This is a genomic window from Pectobacterium artocarpous (genome assembly GCF_046159765.1).
In the GTDB taxonomy this organism is placed as follows: Bacteria; Pseudomonadota; Gammaproteobacteria; order Enterobacterales; family Enterobacteriaceae; genus Pectobacterium.
In genome coordinates this window covers 1-22,996 of record NZ_JBJXVK010000018.1, presented here as the reverse complement: position 1 = coordinate 22,996, position 22,996 = coordinate 1, and the positions used below count along the sequence as shown (strand labels likewise).

The window sequence follows — 22,996 nt, the reverse complement described above, 5'->3', positions numbered from 1 at the left end:
TTGGCCGGTCGCTAGATCCGGTGTTCCAACCCTGTCTGGGTCACACCTTTAGTTTGGAACCTGAAGGCGTGATGAAATAATTATCTAGCTATGGAAGATTTAATCATGACGGACGCTCACGCCACACCCGCTGACAGCACCATTACCATTTTCCGCGACCTGATCGCCATCCTGCCCTTCGCGCAATTAGATGACGTTCAGCTCTGCGATCTCGGCGCCATTGCAGCCGAATCGGTTGAAGGTCTGTGCCTCGGCCTGAATTACCTCGGCGACACGTTGCAAAATGACGTTGAACTGCCGCAGGAAAGTCTCAGCCAGCTCGGCGCTAGCCTCAACGCCACCGCACATCTGATTCCGGCACTGCTGGAAATATGCGAACAGGCGGAACGTCACGTTAGAACAGCGGCTTCATCCGGTGATATCTCTCTCACCACGCAGTAAAAACAATGAATTACACCATTCACATTGTCTTTTATACATAAATATAGGGATTCATCGCGAGTTTTGTCGTTATCCGGCGTAAAGAATTATGCTGAGGAGATAGCAGGCTTAGGATGAGCCACATGGACGCGGCGAAAGCTTGCGCCACGTCGGGAACGTGTCGCAAGCGGTCCGTTAAGCCTGATACCGACGAAGGCACCGCAAAGCGGCATAATTCGCCCAAAAGCCTGGGGTCTCGGGGCGAGCGGCGTTTGAGCCGTCCCGAGTCGGGCGCGTGCTATGAGATAGCATAAAAATATCGGTGTTATGGCGCACGAAACTATCTCTCAGTTTGCATAAAAAATATGACTAAGAGGCAGCCCCTGAAGACGGGGAGGAAATAACATCAGCAAAGCAGAATCACTCTGACAGGCGGTGCTCAAGCACTCTTAACGCTTCACCTTCAGATCCGCTAAAGCTAGGAATAAGAAAAAATTAATCAGTGATGCAACCTGTATTTTTTCTGAAGTTAGCCGACTATTCTAGTGTCAGTTAGCAGGTCCGCTGTCGGTGATATGAGATAAACTAACTGCTCGAACTTTGACGACATTCACCTAGCAGCGCAGGCAAATTCACATGGTTAAACGAACAGTGTCCGCCAATAAATCGATCGATATGTACGCCGTCTATGTGTTTGTGACGATGGCGGAAGCAGGAAGCATGACAGCCGCCGCTGCGCGGTTAGGCCTGACGCCCTCGGCCATTTCTCAGACGATCCGTTTATTGGAAGAAGATTTCGGCGTCAAATTGGTTAACCGGGCTCGTCGCCCTTTTGTCCTGACGCCCTACGGCATTGCGTTGAAAAACCGCGGAGAAATCCTGACGGAGGAGATCGCAAACCTGAAGGCTCAGGTGCTGGAAGCGGGGAAAGGGATTAAACCCGACTTGCGTATCGGCCTGGTGGACTCATTCGCGATCACTTGCGGTTCAGTGTTTACCAAGAGTTTGATGAAGAGTTCGTCGCAGTTGTTGATTCGTACCGGACTCAGCCCGCAGCAGGGTGAAGCGCTAATGCGCCGCGAGCTGGATATGATCGTCACCAGCGACCCATTGATCGACAGCGATAGCGTGGTGCGTCACCAGCTGTTTTCCGAGGGCTATTTCATTATTACGCCGCCGGATTACCGCAAACGCATAAAAACAGTCGAGGATATCCGCGAGCTTTCCACCGCGCTGCCGCTGGTGCGCTTTAACCGGAACTCGCAGATTGGGATGCAGATTGAGCGCTACCTGCGCCGTATCGATGTCCGCGTACCGAACATGCTCGAATTTGATAACGCGGATACCTTAACGTCGATGGTAGCGGCAGGCATCGGTTGGGCGGTAACCACCCCACTGAGTTTCCTGCAATCCGTTGCGCACTCTCGCGAAGTGCTAACGCATATGCCGGAACAACTGAATATCAAGCGCTCGCTGTATATTGTCGGGCACCGTGATGAATACAGCGCGTTCTTTGAAGAAGCGTGCGATGTCACACATGACATTATCAAAACCGTATTTATTCCAAAATTGAAAACGCTGAACCGTGGAATAGAAAAGCTGGTTGAGATTAATCTGGATAATACGGAATAACCGTTAGGTATAACTATTCACGATTGGGAGACAAAACATAAATGGAGGAATATATCCACTCATAGCCATTTAACGATGCTAATTCCATGTTCGTCTCCCCGAGAACGCTTTTTAGTCATGATTTTATAAAATCGTGATGGGTTTGTGTTACCTGAAAACCAAAAAACAGGAAAACAAACCCTAAAAAATCATAGTTTTAATATTGAAAGCGATGCTATGTACATCGAACAAGAAAAAGGAAGAAGATCCATGTCAACGAATATCCGTATTGAAGAAGATCTGTTAGGTACCCGCGAAGTCCCTGCCGATGCCTATTATGGTATCCATACGCTGCGTGCGATTGAGAACTTTTATATCAGCAATAGCACCATCAGCGATATTCCAGAATTCGTCCGCGCCATGGTGATGGTAAAAAAAGCCGCCGCGCTGGCGAATAAAGAACTGCAAACCATCCCGCGCAACATTGCCGACACTATTCTGCAAGCCTGTGATGAAGTGCTGAATAACGGTAAATGTCTGGATCAGTTCCCGGTCGATGTGTATCAGGGCGGTGCGGGCACCTCAGTCAACATGAACACCAACGAAGTGCTGGCAAATATCGGTCTGGAGCTGATGGGTCACCAAAAAGGTGAATACCAATACCTGAATCCGAACGACCACCTGAACAAATGCCAGTCTACCAACGATGCCTACCCGACCGGCTTCCGCATCGCGGTGTACACCTCAATCCTGAAACTGGTCGAAGCGATTACTCAACTGAGCGATGGCTTTGAGCGCAAGGCGAAAGCGTTCGAAAACATCCTGAAAATGGGTCGTACCCAGTTGCAAGATGCCGTGCCAATGACCCTCGGTCAGGAATTCCACGCATTCAACGTGCTGCTGAAAGAAGAAAACCGCAACCTACTGCGCACCGCCGAACTACTGCTGGAAGTGAACCTGGGCGCGACCGCCATCGGTACACGCCTGAACACGCCGGACGAGTATCAGAAGCTGGCCGTTCAGCATCTGGCAAAAATCAGCGGCTTGCCTTGCGTACCAGCGGAAGACCTGATCGAAGCCACTTCCGACTGCGGCGCTTACGTGATGGTGCACAGCGCCCTGAAACGTGTGGCCGTAAAACTGTCGAAGATCTGTAACGACCTGCGCCTACTGTCTTCTGGCCCGCGTACTGGCCTGAACGAAATCAACCTGCCGGAATTGCAGGCAGGCTCATCCATCATGCCGGCTAAAGTTAACCCTGTCGTACCGGAAGTCGTGAATCAGGTGTGCTTCAAAGTCATCGGCAACGATACCTGCGTCACCATGGCGGCAGAAGCGGGTCAGCTACAGCTGAACGTGATGGAACCCGTTATCGGACAGGCCATGTTCGAATCCATCCAGATTCTGTCCAGCGCCTGCTACAACCTGCTGGAAAAATGTGTCGATGGCATCACCGCTAACAAAGACGTGTGTGAAGCTTACGTCTTCAACTCTATCGGTATCGTGACCTACCTGAACCCGTTCATCGGTCACCACAACGGCGATATTGTTGGGAAGATCTGTGCCGAAACCGGTAAAAGCGTACGCGAAGTGGTACTGGAACGCGGCCTGCTCACCGAAGAACAACTGGATGATATTTTCTCCATTCAGAACCTGATGCACCCAGCTTATAAAGCTAAACGCTACACCGACGAAAACGAAGCCGTTTAATTTTCATTTTCTGTCACGCTGGCCCGGAGGATATCCGGGTCTTTGCCTGATCATTATTTACAGGGTCGTCTTTTTGAGAAAAATCCATCACCAAATAATTTAAAATAATAACCAGACCAATAATCCGAAAATCCATTTATTGCTTCCGAGCCCAGATTAATATTACTTATTGATTTAGATATTTTTTATTTTTATCAAAATTAAACCCAGCATGTCCAATTATAATTGCTACAAACCCTAATGCCGCTGACAATGGTATTGAAGCAATCCGACCGCTGTTGCTGCCTCGACACTCATCTTATTATCTCTCCATGACGTTATTTTAATGCAAAGTAAATTTATATAATTTAGTAAGCTCTCTTAAACTCATAGGGCGCCACATACTCTTCCCGATTCGCATCCAGATAATCCGCCCACCATTGCTGCATTAGCCTGCGCTCATCCAGATGTTCCGCTTTGTGGAAATAGGCAGCACGAACGCCGTTGCGTTCCTGATGACTCATCTGGCGCTCTACCGCATCCCGTGACCACTGGCCGGACTCCACCAATGCGCTACAGGCCATGGAGAAGGCCGGACCGAATTTTACAACGTAACCAACTGATAAATATAATTTTAAAAACCAGTGATATTATATTGTATACTCACATATATACTCAGCCTCATTTATTTTAAAAAACGATATAAATCAATTAATTAAATTTCATCGTCACCATCTTCAACAGGCTCTAGCGCATCAAGCGAAACCTTCACCATAGCGATTGAGCCAATACGGATAAAAGCATCTTCTCCGTCAACATCGGCTATCACATAACGTGCTGTTTTTTCAGGGCCAGACTCAAGCATATCAAAGAGTCCGTCTAACTGTCCTAAGGCTCCTGTCTCTTCGTTCTCTGGTTCATCTGATTCGGCACTCAGTCCGATAATTGGGCCGCCGTTTTCCAGCGCAATGTGGACATTATAATAGATATCTTCAATCCCATGCTCATCACCATCGCCGTAAATAGGAGTAAATGGTTCAAACAGAAACTGGTGAAATGCCACTTCGCGGGTATTTAACGCATAGCGATGCTGCTCTGAATCGAATATAAAAAATCGCTCAATCTCTGGATCTGTTTTCTCTTGAAAATAGGCAAAGAATCGACGCTTATCAGCCGCAGATATTGGCAGCCAGAGTGGATCTTGATGTCCTTTCAGGTAGATCTTCACGGACCAAATACCGTTATCCATTTCAATACCATTGGCAGCACAGCTATCCAGCTCTTCATCAGTCTGAGTACGATAAGTGCGGAACTGCTTTAACACTTCATCACCATCAGGAAACACTGCGCTTAACGGCTTATTCAAAACAGCGCATATCGCCTGTGCCAAACCTAGCTTTGCGGCAACTTTCCCTGTCTCTATGCGCTGAATCTGTTGCTGACTGGTTCCCACTCTTTCTGCCAGCTCACGTTGAGTGATAGATAGCTGGGTACGAAACTGTTTGATCTTGTTTTGCAACATGGAACATACCCTACTGAAATCGGTAAACAGCATTAAAACACGTAGTAGTGTTATAAACACCAATCAGGGTTAATTGGCAATCTCTTTGCCGTTTCAGCAATATCAGCAAGCTGTAAGATAGAACTACACTATATCGATAGCAGCAAATACGATTAAGGAAAGAGCTAATGTTTCAAGTCATCGATTGAGCTTACTGTTCCCTACGCTAAGCACTCTCTTAAAACTCGGTGGGGTTTCTATTTCCAGAGAGGCTGGGATTTGCGTAGATTTTCCACTGTTATACGCTGCCGTTGCGCCAACAAAACGATAAGGGATATTTAAACGCTCCAGCGTTTCAATAATTACGGCTGAAGATCCCCCTGGTGCAGCAGGCATAATGTTGCCGGTAATGCTATTTTGACGAGCTTTGGTGTATACCCCATAACCCACTTTCAACAATAGGCCTTCACTGACCAGACTACGTAATACTTTTCCAACTTGGGCATAGCTGCCAATATCGTTGAAGTCATCACGAGTGAAGACATAATGCATTGAACGCTTCACTCTGGATTGGATACGATCTCTCGTCGTCATGTTTTACTCCAAAGACAACGGAAGCTAGCGATCTTCTCGTGTATGCCAAAGATCGACGATATAAATAGTATCGTGCTGAATTTCATAGTGAACTTCATAATCATCAAACAAGATTTTTCTCACCTCGCGTGGTTCATATCTTGTCTGAGATACGCCGATTCTTGGATGGTCAGCAAGCCCCGTAGTGCCGATGATCAAGCGATCTAACACCTCGTCAGCATGTTGCCGACTGTACTGACTGGCAAAACCATAAATACGTTCCAAGTCATCCTGTGCCTTTTGCGTCCAACGTATTTCCATTGATTATGACTTTTTCAGTTTGTTGGCAAAGTCGATCGCATCTGCATGGCTTACTACTCTTCCCGCATCAACATCAGCAAGGCCTTTCAAAATCCGCTGATGCCGCCGTTCTCTCTCTTCAATCATTGCGGTCAACGCTTCTTTAATCACCCAACTTTTGGATCTATCCAGTTCAATAGCCAGGCTTTCAACCGCAGCAGCAAGTTCGGCGGGTATCTGAGCACTGATCGTCTGTTTTGCTGGTTGTCCCATGAATGCCACCTTTTAATAAAAGTTAATAATACTTATTAAAATAGCATGATTCTGTTAGCGTCACTACCTGTGGCAAACACAACATCAGCATCCCTGCTACGTCATGTGATCACCTCGCCGCCAACATCCCTGGATAATGTTTGGCAATAATGTCGTTCATCTTCTCGATCAGGTCGGGACGTTTAAAGGTCAGATGCCCGGTGCCTTTCTGAAAGTAACGGACGCTAAAAAACTCATCCTCGTATTCCTGCTTGTGCGGGTTATCACGGATATGGTCCATTAGCCGGATGGTGACATCGCCCCGATTGTCGGGGATCGGTTTTCCATCCAACAGATAAAGCATACGTTCCAGATCAGCCAGCTGAACGCGTCGCCAGCCCCAGTTCAGGCCAAAGCCCCAACGGTTGTATGTTACCAGATTGCTGATGATGATTTTCTTACCGAAGTAACAAGGGTGATTGGTTTTGTAATCCCACGATAGTCCTTTGAATACGTTGATTACTCCACGCTCGAATACTTCCTGCTTACTCTGATGAAGTTGCTCAAACGTGCTGAGAATATTGGCTTCGCTGATGGCAGGTAGCTCTCCTTCATCCAGATTTTTATGCCACTGGTTACGCGCTTCAGCATCCATCAGCGACAACATGCCGGATTTCAGCATCAGGTCGCGCCAGATATTGCGATCCAACGTGCGGGTGATGGCAGGCATCGTCTTGTTGGGCGCGTCTGTTAGCCAGCAATCGTAGCGATGCCCCTGCTTTAATGCCCAGTCCTCAGCGGTGCCGCCACCGATAGTCGCCGTGAGTGTTGAGATCGACTGTAGCTGGTTGAGGAGCTGTTCTATTTGTTGCAACGCGGTATCACGTCCAGTAACGATACGTTCGATATTGGTCGAGCAAATCAGCTCGGTGTGTTCGGTCAAAACCTCGGATTCAGTTTGCATCATTTATGGTCCATACATACAAGCAAATGCGCCAACCGCTGAGGGCTGGCGCATTATGCATTGGGGAAGAAGATAAATAGATTTGGCCTGGTATTAGTGGAAAGCGGCTCGCAATCTTTATGCTTTGAGCAAGCCGATAGCGCGTCTGGCACGGAGAACATCAACGGCAGTGAGAAATGGCGATTGCTCCTGCCAGTTAAAGCCGTTGCGATCGATACGCACCAGTTCGTATTTTTCCACCAGAAAATTCACGGCGTTTACCAACGTGACGCCAGCATCGATATGCTCCTGAATCACATTTTCCTCACAGAGCGGAGTATCGTTCAGCGTGAGGCCGTAGTGCTTTTCCAGTAGATAGGTCAGAAGTTGCTGCCAGACGGCTATAGATGACGGACAGGGGTTATCCTCCCGTGGAGGGATTGCAGGTGATGTTTGCATGGGAATTGTCTCTCAGGTTAAGTCGATAAGATCAGGGAAATGTTCAGAATGGGGAGAGAAGCAACGGGTTATTCTGCTGCTACCGAAGAGGGATAAATAGCAATATACACGTAGCCAAAACTGCCCAGCGTATCGGCTTCACAGGTCCATTCGTTGCAATACAACGTGACACAACCCTGCTTACGGGGATTCAGCTCCCCCGCGCACAGTTTCTGTTCCAACTGCTTAATCAGCTCAGAGAAACAACGTTCCAGACTTTGGGCTTCTGTTTTGCTGAACGTACCGACAACGCTGGCCCGGTCTGCCAGATAATGCAGACGGTTACCTTCCTGCACCAGTCTGGCTCTGAATCGCGGCGTAATGGCACATTTTAGTCCCCATTCCGGGGTATCCGATGATGGCATGATGGTTTCCTTATAAAAGCGCGGTAGTAAATGCGGTCATCACAGCCAGCCGCGTTCAGCGAACGACACTACCTCAGCGCCGCCGACTACCAGATGATCGAGGACTCTGACGTCGAGTTGTGACAGTGAGTCCTTCAGCTTGTCGGTGATATGGCGGTCAGCCTGACTGGGCTCGGCACAGCCGGAAGGATGATTATGTGCCAGTATCACGGCGGCGGCGTTATGACGCAGTGAAGCTTTGAGGATTTCACGCGGATGCACTTCGGTGCTGTTGATGCCACCCAGCGCGATAATTTCCTTTTCTATCAGGCGATGCTGGTTATCCAGATACAGCACTATAAAGACTTCACGCTCCAGGCTACTGAGTTCCAGCATTAACCAGCTTTTGGTGTCCTCCGAGGTTTTGAACTGCCGCGCATTTTTACGCACCCGTTTTTCCAGCAGGCACAGCGCCATCTGGATAATGCGCTGCTCTCTGGACGCAACGCAGCCTGCCAATGGATTACATGACATGATGATTCCTTACGTGTTGGGATTGATATGAAGAGAAGAGAGAAAAACCGATTCAGATTTATTCCCCCACAAACATAAGCGGGTGAGATATTTCTATCTACTAAAAAGAAAATGCTCGCTTATATAAGCGAGCACTAAAAAGTCAGGCTGTCATTGCTGCGTTGGTGGTGTTTGTTTTGATGGCTCTTCCAATAATGAAGAAGAACCATAAATTATCTTATGTTTTGCCAATGCGTCCGGCATAGCATTGATGCAGTATGTAATGTAATACACGTTAAAAACAATGGTATAAAACACATTCATTTTCAGATCAAATCTGAATTCCATCAACGCATAATGTCGTAACGCTGTCCGTGCCTTAAAAGCCCATACAACATAGAGTACTGCGCAAGCTAATGAGAGTATCCCACTCAATGCCAGCAAGGTGTCGCTGGTTGGATCGTATCCATAAATATCCGTCGACACCATTGCCGCCAGTTGACGAGACATTCCGAAGCATATCGCGATCCAAATAACAAATAGCTCATTGGAAAATGGATATTTAGTTATCTCACTAATTATGCTTTGCTTTTTGAAAAGCCACACGATCGGCCATACGCCGCACGTAACCAGGGTTAATAAAACAAAGTTGAGCGTTTTAGTATCAAGACGCTGTTTAAGATCGGTAATATCAGACATGTTAATTCCTAATGATTAATGATGGCTCGGTAATAAAATCATGAGAAGAGAGTGAAATTAGTCATTACTCGGTGTACATCCTGTCTTGCTATATTCTGGTAAGACGTTTTTAGCCCCGTTTAAGGTAAAAGCCGCAGGCTTCACCCCACTGCCAGACACAATAACGCGTTTTCCAGTACGGAATTTATCCCACATCCAGGCAAAATTATTTGCGCCTACTCGACTCGATGTTTCACTTACACTGAATGCGTCATCATCATCGATTTTTACTTTTATGATTTCATTGGTATCTGTACTAACAGAGTGACCATTAACATCCGTAAAGATGAGCACTTCTGGGCGATAACCTGAATCGTCACAAGCCAGGTATAACTGCGATTTTCCTTTACCTAAAATGCTATACTCGGAAACACCTTGCCCCCATCCGCTCACCCATTCATTCCGGTTACCAAAGGCCTGAACGAGACTGGGTATTAATGATGCCGTCAGCAGTAAAGTAATCAGTAACTTATTTTTCATTCTATCAATCCTTTTCATTTGAATCAGAAACCGGCCCATCCGCCAACGGTATTGATAATAAAAAGCAGGCAGGCCATAAAAATCACCAGCGTGATATACCAGCGCATAAAGCGGCCAAACAGCTTCAACAGCGTTCGCATATTATTTTTCTCTGCAAATCAGGTAATACAGCAATCCGGCCAGTAACGGGTCGATGACCATACCCAAAATAAACCAGCCCCAGAATGAGCGACCGTTACTGGATGCCACGCATCCCAGTACGATTGCCAGTCCAACCCAAAGCAGTAACAACGGCATCATTGCCCTCCAGACGCATACGCGTTACATGAACATGTTATTGATTCGTAAAAGTAAAAAATTCTCAGAGTGGAATGTCGATTTTATAGCGGGGAGAAATGGCGGTATAACAAATCAATTCGATCGGTTCGATCGACAAAATCGATCGGTGACAATAAAGAAACCTGATGGAAGCAGCAAAAACATTAGTCGAAGAAGAAAGACCACACGGCATTTGCCGCTCTGGCGACTGTATGGGTGACACCATGCAGCACCTGTTTTGCCACCTGAGGCAACGGCGCGTGATCAATGACCCAATTCACCGCACTGACCACCGTGTCGGAAAATCCTGTCCTGGCCTGCTCTATCGCGCTTTCGGTTTGATGTTCGGCACGTAAATGCGGAATGACCGGACTGCGGGCCTGCTTTGGGAGAAGGGTTATCATCGCCTCCACCATCTTTCCCAGTTGATAACGGCCTTTAACGGAAAGCGGCAAAATGTTCTCTGCCACAATACCGAGTTGTTGCCCGATAACCGCCTGCTTTTGCGCCATATGTTCCCGCTGTCTGAATGACGGTTGTGCAGAGGCCCAGTGCCATTCCTCGCTCGGTTCAATCTTGTCGACCTGATTGAGTAGCCAGAGTATCGGCGGATGCTCACCGTTCACGGAGCCGAACACATCACGGTAAAACTGCTCCTCGGCAGAATAGGCACGGTCATCTGCCTTCAATACCCACAGCACCATATCCAACTCCGGCAACAGGGATTGATACAGTGCGCGATATTCCTCATCCCGTTGCTGGCTCTCACCGACACCCGGTAAATCAACCAGCGTGAGATAATGACGACCAAAACGCAGACGAATTCGCTGTGGTTCACGGGTACAGGCTGCGACGGCATTCACCGCACAGACCTCGCTGCGAAACAGCGCATTGCATAGACTGGATTTTCCTACGCCGGTTTTGCCCATAATGCCAATCACCGGTTCATAGGTGACCAACCGGGTCAACTCCTGCATAAGGGCATGACGTAACGAACGGGGATAACGCCGCAGATGGCGGCGTATCAGGGCATAGCCTGATGATTTTTTCATATCAACCTCAGAATGAAAAAGGCCATCCGGGATGGATGGCCTGATGAATTGAAATGGGTAGTAATCCAATGAGGTGATATATAACTGAGATTTTTTTAGTTTTTCTGATTCAGTTCTGCCCATGCTTTTTCTATCAGAAATTCGATCACATCAGCCCTGTTACGGTTAAAACGTTTCTCAAGTTTTACCAGCGTTTTTTTAGAACTTTCAGAAATACGAATATTTACTGGTGCTTTGGTGGCAACTTTCTTACGATGCTTCATATTTGCATAGCGTTTTCGCAACGTATTCAGGAAAAGTTGTTTTTCTGCCGGTTCTTCATTCCAGAGATAATATATTGCAGGAATGGCAAAAGCCTGCATCTCAGGAATAATATTGATATCTCTGAAACCCCTAAATATGCGACGTTCCGAAAAAAATTGTTCCATTATCCATTCAATATTTTCTTTTCCCGCATCAACCATCCATGAAAAATCCTTTCTGAACCTTTTTTTGTTTTTTAAGTAATCATCTTTTATTTCAGATATAATTGAGTCATTTCTGCTTGTCCGGGTCAGCAATATATCGAGAATGGACAATGTAGCCAGATAACATTGCTCAGGTGTATCAGGTATCGCCGAAGGTAAATGCTCACCAATAAACCAGAGATGTCTTTTTCGACGAAAATAGTATTGAGGATATGCATCATCCGCGTCTTCAGAGTAGAAAGTCACATATTCTTTTATTAACCGTAGCCAAAAATACATACAACCATACTGATCTTGTTTAATCCATACCAGTTGTGATTCATCGACGCTATGCTCACGGTAAATTGTGCTATACCGGATCACATGTTTTGTAATACGCGTGACTCCGTCACTCTCCTGTACCTCAGCGTCAATAATCTTGTTAATCTTCTCATTAATCAACTGCACGTTTTTCTGTGTGCCGAATGAAAATCGTCTTGCCTCTTCAGAATGCCCCATCCGCCAGAGAAGATAAACCCCCTCCCTAATGGACTTAACTTCAATATACCTAACCATCTCCTACCCTCCATTGCTGGTGTCTTTATTTTTTAATGAAACTACTACAAACATCATCAAAAAACCATGATTCATGAAGCTAAAATCAGGCTATCTAAAAGCATGAAAAAGGCATATTTTCTTACGAATTACTGTTGCGTATAGTCGTGTTTTTCAGGTTATTCATGTGTGATTCATAACAGATATCATACAATTTTATTTTAAGTAAAAAACATAAAATCAAATAGTTATAGATTTATAATAAACTTATGGCATGTACTAATTTAGTTCTGTTTGATTGATTTATGGAAGAGTGGATATGAACCAGCCTCATGACATGAGGGTGATTCGTCGCTGATGTGATTCATTAAGGAATAAAGTATTATTTAATAAATTCAGTCATCACTTTTATATAAATAATAACATTTCTCGCTTAGTTACTAGTCGAATTATTAAAAATATCCAAAATAGGATGTATTAATATAAAAACAACCCATCAGTCATACTCCGTTTATCGTTAAAAATTAACGCACTGAATAATTATCATGAGATAAACCTACCGGAATAGACATCATGAAAAAACGTCAGTGTAAAAGCATCAATCCAAACTATCAGCATGACATGCATCTGAACCAAAAACTTAGAGCACATCAGGAGATGTTGTTCCTGCGTTACTCAAAGTTACTGATGTTGCGCGTAGACTTCGCGTACATTAAAACGAGTTACGAATTTAAGCACTCAGATAAAAATACCATTGTAGGGGACATGGTTAAGTTACTCCAACAAAGCTTGAGTATAAAAGGACTTGTAGGGTACGTGTGGGTACTGGAATATACCGAAGCTCATGGCTTTCATATCCATGCAGCATTTTACCTTAACGGTCAGAAACACCGTAAGACATGGAATACGTTTCTTTCTGTAGCTGAACTCTGGGATGATATTACCGATGATGCGGGTTATACGCATTGGTGTAACCCCCGGAAATATTATGACGTACAGGGTGAGCGAGTTACCTCCTGGGACAACAATACTGGTCGAGATGACATGCTATATATTCTGAGTTATCTCAGTAAAAAGGATCAGAAGACAGACAGAATTATTTTTCAGTGCAGCGATATTCCTTCCCAATGTAAAAATGGAGGGCGCAACAGAAACAGACGCCGCTCTTATTTGTAAAAAATTACTCCGCTGGTGAATCATTTGAAGGAGTTCGCCAATTTTATTTTTCCGGCTCCTTCTCCATTCACCAGAGGAGAAAAAACGATGAGCACCACTACCGATTATCGCCTTCTTAAAGACCAGTTCGTGGATATGTCATTTATCACCCAGTTGACCGGATTAACAGACAAATGGTTTTACAAGCTAATTCAACTGGGTGAGTTTCCGAAGCCGATTAAGCTGGGCCGCAGTTCCCGCTGGCTACAAAGCGAAGTCGAAGCCTGGTTACAGCAACGTATCGATCAATCTCGCCAGTAGCTACACTCCCCCAATTCTACTTATTTTCCTGCTAACAGCGATAGGACACTCTCTACGCACGGACCTCCTTGTCACCAGAAATGGAATCAATTTATGCGCTTTCTAAAATGCTATCTGGCTAACAACGCCAAAAATCATTTTGTTAGTTCGACTGAGGCTAGCGGCCTGCCTCAAGGTCACTGGACGTGTACATCCTGTGGCTGCACGTTAATCCTGCATAAAGGCTCTCAACATGAAAGGGCCTGGTTTGAGCATGACCTGCTCAATATAAGTTCAAAAAAACTGATGGCATGTCCCTATCGAGACCCCGAAGAGAAAGAAGAAGAGAGGATTAAAAAATTACGGGAGCAGGTCTTTGCCAGATACGTTCTCCCTAAACCGAAAAGCTGGTATTGCGCACTGTGCAAAAAAGACTATACCGGTAAGAAACTCTGCCCAACGTGTAAATACGGTATCTACAGTGTTGTCGCCAGAGAGAAGGGACATGAACCCGAGGAAGAAGAGCATCAGGAATAGATAATCCAGGCGCGTTATCTCTCCCATCATTTCAGACCGAAACAGCGCCGTTCCCCCCGTTATTTCATTTTCCCTGGATAACAGACAGCTATCCGACTTCTCCGGAGGACACCGACTGTGTGTTATCCAGCAGGTTGAAGAGGTTTCCAAATGACACGTCACACGACGATATCCACGTTGTTGGATAAGTACCAGAGTCATCTTGATGACAGTACAATGCACGCCATCCATCAGGGTATCTGCACGAGAAAGATTTATACATACCATCAGTTGAGTCTGACGACAGTGTCTACGCCAGGCCAGCGTAGAGCGCATCTGATTATTCCCGCGAGGCTAATGCAGCAATCAGATGTATCACGTATTGAAGCTGGTAGCAGAACTATTCTGCCAGTGAAGGCTGCTCGCTATCTTCGCCGATATCCTATGCTGAGCGGTATTCTCATCAGCGAATGTGAGCGACTGCATCTGGAGGTATTGAGTGACAACCTTCAGCAGTTATTTGATCGGGAAAACGACCCCGGCGTTCAAGAAACGTTGACGCTACTGTGCTGGTCTGAGCTACTTGACGGCCTGTCTTATCGTGAATGGGCATCACTGACGGATAAAACCAACAGACAGGTTCAGGTGTGGATTAACACCCGCCTGCGCACTCGACCAACACACTGGGCGATAATTGACGAATATGTCTTCTTCGCCTGTTTTGGTTGTTGGGCAAATTACCAACCTGCTTAATTTTCATGTTGTTACGCACATGCTGACTCAGCTCGCTTTTGATCGGTAACGCCGATCGATACGATCGCATCGATCTATCAAAACGATTATCTTTTGATCGCAACCGTCGATAAGCTATTACCGAGAATAACTATAACGTAATGTTTTATCTGTTTTTATTCCCATTATCGGGAAGGGTTGACTTTTGCCGGTCATCCGGTAAATCAATAATCAGCAGATAAAACCCACCCGTTATTTTTGCCAAGTTAGGACTGGTGCGCAATGACGCCGATTACCTCTCTTCATTTAACTATACTGAATCAACAGGGTAAATCGGCCACCCGATTGAGCCAAGCGATTGAACGGCTTTCATCGGGCCTGCGTATCAATAGCGCGAAGGATGATGCCGCCGGTCAGGCGATTGCCAACCGGATGACCGCTAATCTGAATGCCAACAGTGTTATCACCAATGGAATGAAAGACGGCCTCAGCCTGATGCAAACCGCCGAGAGTGGGTTGAGTACCATCAATAATCTGATACAACGTGGTAGGCAACTCGCGGTGCAGGCGGCAAACGGCACGCTATCCGATACCGACCAGACCAGCCTTAATGGTGAATATCAGCAGATTAAGGAAGAAATCGACCGCATCGCTTCGTCAACGCAAATCTTTGGCCGCTATCCGTTGGCACCTGCTGAGCCTGGCCCCCAGTCTGCCAAACTGGGCAATACGTTGCCGCTGGCTGAAAAGTTTCCCGTCCCCAATATCAATCATCAATTTCCCTCTGGGGTGATTTCGCTGGCTTACATTCCTGCTGGCGCAAAAAATATTACCATCACCATCGACTCATTAAGCGCCGATGACGATATCCAGCTATTCGCGCGAGATGGCAGGCACCTGGCCGGTACGCCCGCAGAAGGCACAGACGCCGATATCGTCTGGTCAGCAAACGGTGTGACAGATGAAAGCACCATGAATACCGCCGTGATTACGCAAGATAACGGCTTTTTACCTGGAGCCACCTACTCGGCAGATTCACTGCTGCAAGCCGGGGAATACAATATCAATACAGGGGCACAGACAACGTATCAAGGTATGACCATCACCTACAGCGGTGATGGCGACCGTTTTGAAGATACCAACACAGGGGGATTTAACGATGGGAATGTGGGGGCTGCAAACCGACTGGAAAAAATTCATATTGATGAGGTGAAAGAAGATCTGATTATCATTGTGGTTGGCAGCGGCGTGTTTTACAGCAACGCAAGCTGGGACGAACTGCCCACACCGACAGAACCTGCCCCGCCACTGCCGCCCTCCGTACCAATCAGCAAAGAAACGACGTTTGTCGTTGGGGCGAGTTTCGGTGATGCACTACAAACGGTCACTATCAACCCAACACCAGCAGACAGCCAGTCACTGGGGCTTTCCTCTGTGACGCTAAGTACACCAGAACAGGCCAGTGCGGCATTAGCCACATTCGATAACGCACTGAAAACTCTGGACGGTTACCGCAGTGAATATGGCAGCCAGATGAACCGTTTTGAATCCGTCACTGCTGTGCTGTCACAGGAGAAGGTTGCCATCGCTGCCGCTCGCTCACGCATATTGGATGCCGATTACGCCATCGAGGTTTCCACGATGACAAAAGCCCAGATCCTGCAACAGGCTTCTCTGTCCGTATTGTCACAAGCCAACCAACTGTCGGGAAACGTATTAAAGCTGTTACAGGGATGATGCGTCGTCAGATATCACTTTGCTATTTTTCTGCTGAACCACTATCGCCATGAGCATTGAAATATTCAGCCGCTGCCCTTTCACCACAGCGGCGTTTACCTATCTGGGAAATAAGGATAACGGTAATGTGCCAATCACTGTTGTTGATATTGAACACGGTATCGACATGGCACTATTAAGCCACATCATTACCACTGAACACCGGACATTCATCATTATTCTGAACAACCGCAGACATGCACCAGTGATGGTGGCTAAAAAGGTATTGCTGTTATCAAAACACGCACCGATGAGCACGATCAAAAAAGTGATCTCTGCTATGTCATCATTCAGGGAAATAAAAGGCAAGACAATATCGTTATCACCGAATGAGAAAATATTCTTCGGCTATTGGCTGGACGGAATATCAATAAAAACCATCGCAAAGAAGATGGTGATAACCCATAAAACTGCCAACAACATGAAAAATAATATCTACAGAAAATATGGCATAAAGGATCTGCTCACCTTTTTACTCATCGCCAGAATCTCACATATGCAAAGTATCACTGACGCCGAGCATCACAGGGTTATCTACGTTGATAAGGTGGCGTGAGGTAGGATTCTGAGATCAGAAAGACGCTTTGATCTAACTAATTTTGCGAGCAAAATCGCAATACGTCCCCCTTCAACCTGTATTAAATATGTCATCTGCCCTAGCGTTTCTCGTAGGCCATGTAACCTTATCCCTTAGCCAAGGAATAGCAAATTCTTGTAGAATCAATATAATTACGCACACTAATCTTGCACAGTAGCACACTCATATACGTTGTTGGCTGAAACAGAAGAAAGTGGAGGATACCATGTCTGGACTGCATACATGGTTACAGGAAAAATCAGAGAATAATAATTTCTTTCTTATCAAGAGATTATCAGCCAATGATACTGGTGCCACAGGAGGACATCAGGTTGGTCTCTACATTCCATCAAAAATTGTAGAGGTCCTTTTCCCGTCGATCAATCATACAGACGAGCTGAACCCCTCGGTCATGTTAACCGCACATGTGTCTTCCCATAGCTGCCCGGATAGTCAGGCAAGAGCGATTTATTATAACGGGCGCTATTTTGGTAAAACCAGAAATGAAAAGCGAATTACTCGATGGGGGAGTGGCAGTCCTCTTCAGGATACTGAAAACACTGGAGCATTGACACTACTAGCGTTTGATTTTACCCCGGAAAGAGACAGCGGATTTGTTGACATATGGGTTTGTATCAATGCGGATGAAGAAAATATCATTGAATCAATGATCGGGGAAGTGTTACCAGGGTCGGTGCTTTTTGACGCAACAGAAAAAATCTTTGGGGGATTTGCTTTAACACCCAAAGGCATAAAATCTGGCTATATCGTCCCAGTGGAATGGAAAAATCATTTTCCCAGTGGTCGAGAAATTATTCGTTTTGCAGCAGAACATTATTCCAGAACACCAGATGGCCCCGATAAAAAACTTATTGATCGTCGGCGTATTGAATATGAAATATTTCTTCATATAGAAGAGCTTCACGTACTAGATATTATTCGTGAAGGGTTTAGTTCTGTTGATGAATTCATCCTGCTGGCAAACTCAGTCAGCAACAGGAGAAAGTCCCGGGCAGGAAAGTCATTAGAATTACACCTTGAACAGCTATTTATTGAGTATGGACTGACGCATTTTGAAACTCAAGCTACGACAGAGGGAAATAAAAAACCTGATTTTATTTTTCCATCTGCGGCAGCATACCACAATTCTGAATTCCCAGCTCATAAACTCAGAATGCTGGCGGTCAAAACAACCTGTAAAGACCGCTGGCGTCAGATATTGAATGAAGCAGACCGGATAAATAGCATTCATCTGTTTACCCTCCAGGAAGGTGTATCTCTTGCTCAATTTAGAGAAATGCAGCAAGAAGGGGTAAAGTTGGTCGTACCAACACCGCTCCATACAAAATATCCAGAAGAAATCAGGGGAGACCTGATGACGCTTGGCGGGTTTATCAGGGAACTTTGCGAACTCTATGCTGATTAATATCAAGCTGTCATTGGTTGTCTCAGCAATGAATGGGTTCAGGAACCATTGTATATAACATCTCGGACTCATCAACCTTCACTGATGTGGACATTGAGTATATCGTAATTCTTTGAGGTATAGATGAAAACTCCTTGGGGCCTTCTTAGCAGGCTTGATCAGAAAAACTATGAATTAGCCGCTGAAATACTCAGTGCAGACAAGCACCAGTTACTTGAAGGCCTAGTTGTTGAATGCCTTTTTGATCAAATAGTAATGAATATTCAATCAGTTACTGAGAAAAAAGTCATCTCCCTTGATATTGACTCAGTTGTTGTGGATACAGGTCGGGAACTGGATCGGTGGATTGGCCTTGTTTGGGCAAGAAAAAAAGAAGAAGGGCTAGGTCGCTATCTGCTTCTGCTTGAGAAGTGCCTTGTACCCTATCTTGTCACATATAAAAATGGTGATTTCATGGCTGTTTTAATCCGAGAGGGGAAAAAATCAGGTCCAGAAAGGCCGTTAACTGAATTGATGGAAGAATTATCAAACGGAAAATATGTCCCGTTTAGTGTGGATATTTCCGTCAGAGACAAAAACCGACAGCGTCAGGCATTCTGGGGCTTTATTTCCGACTATTACAAGGAACGACTTTGGGAGCGAGTTATTCTACCACGCATTTTAATAAATTGTGGAATACAGCCTTATTTCCGTGCGGTGTGGAACTTAGATCGGATTGTCATTATTGAAAATGATATCTGGTTGTTTGAGATAAAGCATAAATATCCGATGAGGAAAAAGAGCCTCAGTTTCGGGATAAATGTCGGGGAACTAGGGGTTATTGATCGTCTGACCGATGCAGGAATTCACTGCCTGCACACCATTCTGGTCAAACCTTTTTGGTCCAAAGATGTCAGTTCTTTATATCTACTGAATGATCTGAATTTAAGAACGAAAGCAGCGATCATTGCCACTGTTTTGGATAAATCAGTAACATCCCAAATGCTGGGACAGAAGCCAAGTAAATCAGGAGTTCACACATCTATCAGCGGTTATAGCAGTCTGAAATATAAAACCATAAATTCAAATAATTTCAAAGCATTAGGTGTCATATCCGATCCACCATCAGATCTGGCAGACAAAATGTATGCAGTTATGGCTGGTTTACCGGTGAGCTCAGCACAGGATCAATGGTTATCTGAACTAAAGACATTGTAGAGGAAGAAATAACCTAGGGAGTATTTTATATAATAATATGTTTTATATGTCTTTTTAAGATAAGCATTGTTCATCCACAACAAATAACTGTTTATTTATACAGCCCCATTTCATCTGGGTTAAATCAGTGATAGACTTTCACTTAGAATTCCCATGGTAAAATGGCGCTAAACATGAACGAATTAGACCTACTTGCACAAAAGTTGATTGCACAGAATGAGAAAGATCAGCTTCTTAAAAGAGCAAAGGACAGAGTTTTAATTAGTAAACTGGTTGAAATATATGACCAAAAATATGTGGCTAACGCCCTGCGTATCATCAGTGACAGTGACTGGACTCGTGAATCCTTAAACCGTTGGCTGAATGGTAAAACAATACAAAAGGCCCTTACAGATTTAGAAGTGAAGATGCTCAACGAGCTTTTACCAGCGCCACCTCAGCACCATCCTCATTACGGTTTTCAGTTTATTGATCTGTTTGCCGGAATCGGAGGAATCAGAAAAGGGTTTGAAGACATTGGTGGTCAGTGTATTTTTACCAGTGAATGGAACAAAGAAGCTGTTCGTACATATAAGGCAAACTGGTATTGTGATCCTGAACATCACAAATTTAATTCGGATATCTGTGATATCACTCTTAGTAACGACCAATCTGTAAGCGAAGTAGAAGCATACAGGAACATAGATCGCGAGATTCCCGACCATGATGTACTATTAGCTGGTTTCCCCTGTCAGCCATTTTCTCTGGCTGGAGTATCGAAAAAGAACTCATTAGGCCGTGCCCATGGGTTTGAATGTGAAACTCAAGGGACTCTGTTCTTTGATGTTGCCCGAATTATTGCAGCTAAAAAACCAGCTATTTTCTTACTAGAAAATGTAAAAAACCTGAAAAGCCATGATAATGGAAAAACGTTTAAGGTCATTATGCAGACACTCAGTGAGCTGGGATACGTTGTTGCTGATGCTGATCATATGGGGCCCGACGATCCTAAAATTATTGATGGAAAATACTTTCTCCCACAGCACCGAGAACGAATTGTTCTGGTAGGGTTTCTACGTGATCTTAATATTCATAAGGGATTTACACTAAAGAATATTAATCAATTCTTCCCATCGAAAAGGCTGACATTCGGGGAACTCCTTGACGACAAAGTTGATAGTAAATATATCCTTACCCCAGCTCTTTGGAAATATTTATACAACTACGCTAAAAAGCATCAGGCAAAAGGAAATGGATTCGGATTCGGCCTTGTATCTCCCAGTAACCCGGATAGTGTTGCCCGTACGCTTTCGGCTCGTTACCACAAAGACGGTTCTGAGATACTAATCGATCGTGGGTGGAATAAAGAACTTGGTGAACAGGACTTTGATAATGAAGATAATCAGAAAAACAGACCCAGAAGGTTGACACCCCGTGAATGTGCTCGTTTAATGGGGTTTGAATCGCAAAACGGCACATCTTTTCGTATCCCTGTATCAGATACTCAGGCATACCGGCAATTCGGAAACTCTGTCGTTGTTCCCGTTTTTGCTGCTGTAGCAAAACTGCTGAAGCCCTACATTAATAAAGCAGTTGAGTTAAAGAACAACAAAAAGGTCGCATAAGGTTTAACTATGGCTGATGTTCATAATCCTGCGATTCGCAGCAAAAATATGAAAGCGATCCGTAATCATGACACAGCCATAGAAATAAAACTGGCAACCATTCTTGATAATTTAGGATTTGATTTCCGAACTCAGGTAAAGGATTTACCCGGAAAACCAGACTTTGTAATTGATAAGTATAGTAAAATTATCTTCACTCATGGATGCTTCTGGCACCACCATGAATGTTATCTGTTCAAAGTTCCGGCAACACGAACAGAATTCTGGATGGAAAAGATTGGGCAAAACATATCCCGTGATAAAAATGTTTGCAAAATACTCAGAAATGATGGCTGGTGTATTATGATTATTTGGGAATGTGCAATAAAAGGCAAGCATCGGCTCTCTGTTCAGGAGTTATCAGAAAGAATCGAAGAGTGGATTTGTGCGGGGAATGGCTCTGTGGAAATCGATACTAAAGGGATACATAATAAAAATGCTTGAACAATTATCTAACCATTTTGAAGTGGCTATTGCAAAATACCTTTCTGCTGTTGATGTCAACATCAAAAAATCTAACCAGCACGAAATAGGTGGGTTAGTAAAAGCAGGATTTTCGAAATATCTCCCAACACCTCAAAACGGTGAAAAAATATCCATCCCCGCAACGCTAATTTATATTTCTGATGAAAATTCAGAACCTATAGTCTGTGAAGATGAACTAACATGGTATGATACTCGCTATAATAAAGAAAACAGATCCCCAGAATATCGCATGTATTATAAAATTAATGTTGTTTCATCTATGATGAATGAGGGAGATTTTTTTCTTATCATTAAAAATGATACTAATGATTTATTTTTTATTATTACCCCAACTAAATCTTTAGTTGAATCACGCTTAAAAGAGCTATTTGGAATTAATAATGTTGGTGATAATTTCTCTCGACCGGCATTGATCAGAACCCAAAAAGACAAGAATGATATAAAAGTAAAAACAACAAATCAAAATATAGACAGTATTTACTTTAAAAATCTCAAGTGCCTACAGGATGTCACTGTCCATTTTACCTCTAAAAGGGTCACAGCCATATTTGGACCGAATGGAAGTGGAAAATCGACAATATTACATGCCATGGCTAGTCTGTATCAGCCTGAAGACAAAGGTGAAAATTATAGATTTATTGACTTTTTCCCCCGCAGTCCCGACGCTGAGTGGAATGGCAGTCATCTTGAGATAACTCACTCCTACAGGAAAGGGAAAGATGAATTTAATAATGAGTCAGATTTTTATGGTAAATCAGAACAAAAAGGTTCTCGATGGATAAAAATATATGCCAGAAGGCCCTTTAGAGAAGTATATTATATTGGCATCGGCCAATGTGTTCCAATGATTGAATCAGAGAAAAATAACAATAACATCAACTATATTACAACATCTCTAAAGGCTGAGGGATCCCCACAAACCCAGTGCTAATAAACCAGCACCATATTTCGATAG

Annotated in this window: 27 protein-coding genes and 1 pseudogene; 14 read left to right on the top strand and 14 right to left on the bottom strand. The window is 44.6% G+C overall.

Annotated elements, in window-relative coordinates:
• Positions 1-105: 105 nt before the first annotated feature.
• From ACKQAD_RS12780 to aspA, 3 genes are all read left to right on the top strand, one after another.
• Positions 106-441: a hypothetical protein gene (locus ACKQAD_RS12780; RefSeq protein ID WP_409160504.1), complete on the top strand. Its 336-nt coding sequence runs from the start codon at positions 106-108 to the stop codon at positions 439-441.
• 615 nt (positions 442-1,056) lie between these two features.
• Positions 1,057-2,052, top strand: coding sequence for a LysR family transcriptional regulator (locus ACKQAD_RS12775; RefSeq protein WP_409160503.1), 996 nt, complete (start codon positions 1,057-1,059; stop codon positions 2,050-2,052).
• 249 nt (positions 2,053-2,301) lie between these two features.
• Positions 2,302-3,741 (top strand): aspartate ammonia-lyase, encoded by a 1,440-nt coding sequence (gene aspA / locus ACKQAD_RS12770; RefSeq protein ID WP_409160502.1) that lies wholly within the window; start codon positions 2,302-2,304, stop codon positions 3,739-3,741.
• A 347-nt stretch (positions 3,742-4,088) separates the two neighbouring features.
• Here aspA and ACKQAD_RS12765 read toward each other — a convergent pair.
• The 14 genes and pseudogenes from ACKQAD_RS12765 to ACKQAD_RS12700 all read right to left on the bottom strand — a co-directional run.
• Positions 4,089-4,307, bottom strand: a pseudogene (locus ACKQAD_RS12765) (tyrosine-type recombinase/integrase); the annotation flags it as partial.
• A gap of 128 nt (positions 4,308-4,435) precedes the next feature.
• Positions 4,436-5,242, bottom strand: a complete 807-nt coding sequence (locus ACKQAD_RS12760; protein WP_409160501.1) for a helix-turn-helix transcriptional regulator — start codon at positions 5,240-5,242, stop codon at positions 4,436-4,438.
• 177 nt (positions 5,243-5,419) lie between these two features.
• On the bottom strand, positions 5,420-5,815 hold the full coding sequence (locus ACKQAD_RS12755; protein ID WP_409160500.1) for a DUF6088 family protein: 396 nt from the start codon (positions 5,813-5,815) through the stop codon (positions 5,420-5,422).
• A 24-nt stretch (positions 5,816-5,839) separates the two neighbouring features.
• Positions 5,840-6,115 carry a type II toxin-antitoxin system RelE/ParE family toxin gene (locus tag ACKQAD_RS12750; RefSeq protein WP_039345623.1) on the bottom strand — a complete coding sequence of 92 codons (276 nt, stop codon included), beginning with the start codon at positions 6,113-6,115 and terminating at the stop codon, positions 5,840-5,842.
• Positions 6,116-6,118: 3 nt separating this feature from the next.
• A complete protein-coding gene (locus tag ACKQAD_RS12745; RefSeq protein ID WP_409160499.1) occupies positions 6,119-6,367 on the bottom strand; it encodes a CopG family ribbon-helix-helix protein in 249 nt (82 codons plus the stop codon).
• 109 nt (positions 6,368-6,476) lie between these two features.
• Positions 6,477-7,310, bottom strand: a complete 834-nt coding sequence (locus tag ACKQAD_RS12740; protein ID WP_409160566.1) for a DUF4942 domain-containing protein — start codon at positions 7,308-7,310, stop codon at positions 6,477-6,479.
• Between the two features lie 117 nt (positions 7,311-7,427).
• Positions 7,428-7,748, bottom strand: a complete 321-nt coding sequence (locus ACKQAD_RS12735; protein ID WP_409160498.1) for a TA system toxin CbtA family protein — start codon at positions 7,746-7,748, stop codon at positions 7,428-7,430.
• A 68-nt stretch (positions 7,749-7,816) separates the two neighbouring features.
• Positions 7,817-8,152: a type IV toxin-antitoxin system YeeU family antitoxin gene (locus tag ACKQAD_RS12730; protein ID WP_409160497.1), complete on the bottom strand. Its 336-nt coding sequence runs from the start codon at positions 8,150-8,152 to the stop codon at positions 7,817-7,819.
• Between the two features lie 39 nt (positions 8,153-8,191).
• Complete coding sequence (gene radC / locus ACKQAD_RS12725) at positions 8,192-8,665, bottom strand: RadC family protein (protein ID WP_409160496.1); 474 nt, start codon at positions 8,663-8,665, stop codon at positions 8,192-8,194.
• Positions 8,666-8,815: 150 nt separating this feature from the next.
• Positions 8,816-9,343 carry a DUF4234 domain-containing protein gene (locus ACKQAD_RS12720; protein ID WP_409160495.1) on the bottom strand — a complete coding sequence of 176 codons (528 nt, stop codon included), beginning with the start codon at positions 9,341-9,343 and terminating at the stop codon, positions 8,816-8,818.
• 57 nt (positions 9,344-9,400) lie between these two features.
• The gene (locus ACKQAD_RS12715; RefSeq protein WP_409160494.1) at positions 9,401-9,862 is read right to left on the bottom strand and encodes a YfjT/YkfB family phage-associated protein; all 462 of its coding nucleotides are present in this window, start codon (positions 9,860-9,862) and stop codon (positions 9,401-9,403) included.
• Positions 9,863-10,003: 141 nt separating this feature from the next.
• A complete protein-coding gene (locus ACKQAD_RS12710; RefSeq protein ID WP_154715508.1) occupies positions 10,004-10,162 on the bottom strand; it encodes a hypothetical protein in 159 nt (52 codons plus the stop codon).
• Positions 10,163-10,344: 182 nt separating this feature from the next.
• Positions 10,345-11,232: a GTPase family protein gene (locus tag ACKQAD_RS12705; protein ID WP_409160493.1), complete on the bottom strand. Its 888-nt coding sequence runs from the start codon at positions 11,230-11,232 to the stop codon at positions 10,345-10,347.
• 95 nt (positions 11,233-11,327) lie between these two features.
• A complete protein-coding gene (locus ACKQAD_RS12700; protein WP_409160492.1) occupies positions 11,328-12,254 on the bottom strand; it encodes a hypothetical protein in 927 nt (308 codons plus the stop codon).
• Positions 12,255-12,806: 552 nt separating this feature from the next.
• On the opposite strand from ACKQAD_RS12700, the gene ACKQAD_RS12695 reads away from it, so the two are divergent.
• The 11 genes from ACKQAD_RS12695 to ACKQAD_RS12645 all read left to right on the top strand — a co-directional run bounded on the left by ACKQAD_RS12695 (position 12,807) and on the right by ACKQAD_RS12645 (position 22,972).
• Positions 12,807-13,409 carry a YagK/YfjJ domain-containing protein gene (locus tag ACKQAD_RS12695; protein ID WP_409160491.1) on the top strand — a complete coding sequence of 201 codons (603 nt, stop codon included), beginning with the start codon at positions 12,807-12,809 and terminating at the stop codon, positions 13,407-13,409.
• Positions 13,410-13,496: 87 nt separating this feature from the next.
• A complete protein-coding gene (locus ACKQAD_RS12690; RefSeq protein WP_409160490.1) occupies positions 13,497-13,709 on the top strand; it encodes a helix-turn-helix transcriptional regulator in 213 nt (70 codons plus the stop codon).
• A gap of 93 nt (positions 13,710-13,802) precedes the next feature.
• Positions 13,803-14,225: a putative zinc ribbon protein gene (locus ACKQAD_RS12685; RefSeq protein WP_409160489.1), complete on the top strand. Its 423-nt coding sequence runs from the start codon at positions 13,803-13,805 to the stop codon at positions 14,223-14,225.
• A gap of 150 nt (positions 14,226-14,375) precedes the next feature.
• Positions 14,376-14,957 carry a hypothetical protein gene (locus ACKQAD_RS12680; RefSeq protein WP_409160488.1) on the top strand — a complete coding sequence of 194 codons (582 nt, stop codon included), beginning with the start codon at positions 14,376-14,378 and terminating at the stop codon, positions 14,955-14,957.
• A 261-nt stretch (positions 14,958-15,218) separates the two neighbouring features.
• Positions 15,219-16,673 (top strand): flagellin N-terminal helical domain-containing protein, encoded by a 1,455-nt coding sequence (locus ACKQAD_RS12675; protein WP_409160487.1) that lies wholly within the window; start codon positions 15,219-15,221, stop codon positions 16,671-16,673.
• A 49-nt stretch (positions 16,674-16,722) separates the two neighbouring features.
• Positions 16,723-17,268 (top strand): helix-turn-helix transcriptional regulator, encoded by a 546-nt coding sequence (locus ACKQAD_RS12670; protein WP_409160486.1) that lies wholly within the window; start codon positions 16,723-16,725, stop codon positions 17,266-17,268.
• A 247-nt stretch (positions 17,269-17,515) separates the two neighbouring features.
• The gene (locus tag ACKQAD_RS12665; RefSeq protein WP_409160485.1) at positions 17,516-18,715 is read left to right on the top strand and encodes a type II restriction endonuclease; all 1,200 of its coding nucleotides are present in this window, start codon (positions 17,516-17,518) and stop codon (positions 18,713-18,715) included.
• Between the two features lie 123 nt (positions 18,716-18,838).
• Complete coding sequence (locus tag ACKQAD_RS12660) at positions 18,839-19,912, top strand: hypothetical protein (RefSeq protein WP_409160484.1); 1,074 nt, start codon at positions 18,839-18,841, stop codon at positions 19,910-19,912.
• A gap of 173 nt (positions 19,913-20,085) precedes the next feature.
• Positions 20,086-21,516: a DNA cytosine methyltransferase gene (locus ACKQAD_RS12655; RefSeq protein WP_409160483.1), complete on the top strand. Its 1,431-nt coding sequence runs from the start codon at positions 20,086-20,088 to the stop codon at positions 21,514-21,516.
• A 9-nt stretch (positions 21,517-21,525) separates the two neighbouring features.
• Positions 21,526-21,999 carry a very short patch repair endonuclease gene (locus ACKQAD_RS12650; protein ID WP_409160482.1) on the top strand — a complete coding sequence of 158 codons (474 nt, stop codon included), beginning with the start codon at positions 21,526-21,528 and terminating at the stop codon, positions 21,997-21,999.
• Positions 21,992-22,972, top strand: a complete 981-nt coding sequence (locus tag ACKQAD_RS12645) for an AAA family ATPase (RefSeq protein WP_409160481.1) — start codon at positions 21,992-21,994, stop codon at positions 22,970-22,972. The genes ACKQAD_RS12650 and ACKQAD_RS12645 overlap by 8 nt, the downstream gene beginning before the upstream one ends.
• Positions 22,973-22,996 lie beyond the last annotated feature (24 nt).